The 2,522-nt window shown below is 71.2% G+C and carries 1 protein-coding gene and 1 pseudogene; both read right to left on the reverse strand.

The window, feature by feature from the left end; all coding sequences use genetic code 11:
- Positions 1–2,266 (reverse strand): serine/threonine-protein kinase (locus HV824_RS35515; RefSeq protein WP_176425245.1); only part of this gene is annotated, 2,266 nt, incomplete at its 3' end.
- 11 nt (positions 2,267–2,277) lie between these two features.
- Positions 2,278–2,522, reverse strand: a pseudogene (locus HV824_RS35520) (hypothetical protein); the annotation flags it as partial.

The following is a 2,522-nucleotide window of genomic DNA, read 5'->3' on the forward strand; positions in this document are numbered from 1 at the left end:
CCGGCGGGCCGGGGCGGGGAAGGCCGCCACTGCCGCCCATCCCAGGACGGCTACCGGCCACGGGCACACTGCCCCTGCTGGGCGTCCGTCCATCCATGGGCGCGGACATCTCCCCACCGCCAACGTTGCCGCTGCCCGTGCCCGAGGGCACCGGGCGCGGGTGGCTCCCCGTCCCGCTGATGGCGGACGGCGCGAACTCCACCAGCCGGTCCCCCAGCGTGTCCCGGAAGAACTGGGCCACCGCCGCGGGCGACGAGTTGAGCCGGTGATGCGCCATCACCGCTTCGATTTCCTCGCGCAGCGCGGCGGCGGACGGCGTGCGGCGCGCCGGGTCCTTCACCAGCGCGCGGAGGATGAGGTCGGAGACGTCCTGGGGGATGTTCGGCTTGAGCTGCGAAGGGACGGGCGCGGGATCCCTGACGATGGCCTGCAGCGTCGCCGCGTCGTGGTCCCTGCGGAACGGGAGCGTGCCGGTGAGCAGCTCGAAGAGCACCACGCCCAGCGCGAACACGTCGTTGCGCGCGTCCAGCGCGCGCCCGGACGCCGCCTCCGGGGAGATGTACGAAATCTTCCCCTTCAGCACGCCCGCCTGGGTGTGCTCCTCGCCCGCCACCTTGGCGATGCCGAAGTCACTCAGCTTGATGGCGCCGTCCAGCGAGATGAGGACGTTGTGCGGGCTGACGTCCCGGTGGACCACCGGGTGCGGCGTGCCCGCCGGGTCCACGTAGGCGTGGGCATAGTGAAGCCCCGCGGCCACCTCCGCGACGATGCGCAGCGCGTGCTCCAGCGGGAGCGCCAGGCCCTTGCGCCGCAGCTCGATGACCAGCTTCTTCAGGTCCGGCCCGCGCACGTACTCCATGAGGATGTACGCGACGCCGTCGGACACGCCCACGTCGAACGTCTGCACGACGTTCGGGTGCGTCAGCCGCGCGTTGGCGCGGGCCTCCGCGAAGAGCATGTCGACGAACTCGGGGTTCTCCGCGAACTGCGGGAGAATCTTCTTCATCACCAGGAACTTCTCGAAGCCCTTCACGCCCACCTGCTTGGCGAGGAAGACCTCCGCCATGCCGCCCTGCCCCAGCCGCCGGATGATGTTCAGCTTGGTGCTGCCCAGCGAGTTGGAGATGTCCGTGGAGGCGCCCTGGCGGGCCGCCGGGTCGATGTTCGTGGCGCCGAAGAGGTACTGACTGAGGGCGCGCGTCTCCAGCGCCTCCAGCTCCTCCAGCGGCCGGTCCGTCAGCTGCAGCCGCGCCAGCAGCCCCTGGAGCTGGGGCATGTGAGGGACGCGCGCGTTGCCGCCGCAGATGGGGCACGGCACGTCCACGCCGGCCGCCTGCGCTCGCAGCTTCGCCAGGTAGTCCGCGGCCTGGAGGCGCTGGTGGCTCACCTGCCCGCAGTTGCGGCAGTCACACGGCAGCCACAGCGTGGCCAGCCGCACCGGCAACACCTTGGCCGAGCGCGCCAGCACCGCCAGCGCGGGCGGCGGCACCCGGCACAACGCCACGTGCGCGCCCTGCGCCGCCGTCTCCAGCACCTGCTCCAGCTTTGGCAGGGCCTCCGGCTCCACCGCGCTGACGTGGCTGAAGTCGAAGCCGACGCGGCCCTCCAGGCCCGACGCCAGCCGGCGCACGTTCAGGTCGCCCTTCAGCGCGCTGGCCAGGGTGATGTACGTGATGTCGTCCTGGATGATCTTCAGGTGCTGCGTCAGCTCCGGCTGCTCCGCCGGCATGCTGGCGCGCAGGTAGCGCATGACGACCGGGTCCACCTGGCCGAACTGCTGCCGCCGCGCGTAGTCGAAGAACTCCCCCGGCAGGTCCGCGAACTCCAGCGGCCCCTGACACACGGGGCAGGCGTGGTCGGGCGCACGCTCCTCGGCGATGACCTGCGCCTCGTCCAGCAGGTTCACCAGCCGCAGCCGGTCCTCGTTGCAGGCGCGGCAGGTGTAGGGCGCCAACACGGAGAGGACGCGGGCGACGCCAGCGAAGCCCTCCACCATGTTGAGCTGGTCCACGATGACGGGTGGCGCGTGGACCACGTAGAGGCCCAGGGCCCCCTGCGGCAGCTTGGCGGCGAACTCAATCCACCGCCGCACGCCGAAGGAGCTGATGCGCTCCACCTGCCCCAGGTCCACCACCAGCAGCCCGCTCAGCTCCGGGCTGGCGGACGTCAGTGGGAATGTTTCGTCGATGACGCCGGAGATCCGGACGTGGGTAATCGTCCCCACGCGGAGCCGGCTGATGATGGCGTTGGAAACCTGGCTATCCACCGGCCCTGACCTCATTGGAGACAGAACAGCAGCGACTTGGGTTGTGCGGCGCGGCGGCGGGCCTCCCCCAGGTCCACCACGCACAGGACTCGTGACTCACGGCCAGCGGCCACACGGACAGCCACCACATCGCTGTGCTCCAGGATGCGCCGCAGTCCCAGCCCCGCCCCTCCTCCGGACGCATCCACCTGGACGCGCCGGTGGATTCGCGGGGCCAGCACCGGTACGCGCACCGCCGCTCCGAGGTCCGCGAGGT

This window comes from Myxococcus sp. AM009 (genome assembly GCF_013372605.1).
Taxonomy (GTDB): domain Bacteria; phylum Myxococcota; class Myxococcia; order Myxococcales; family Myxococcaceae; genus Myxococcus; species Myxococcus vastator.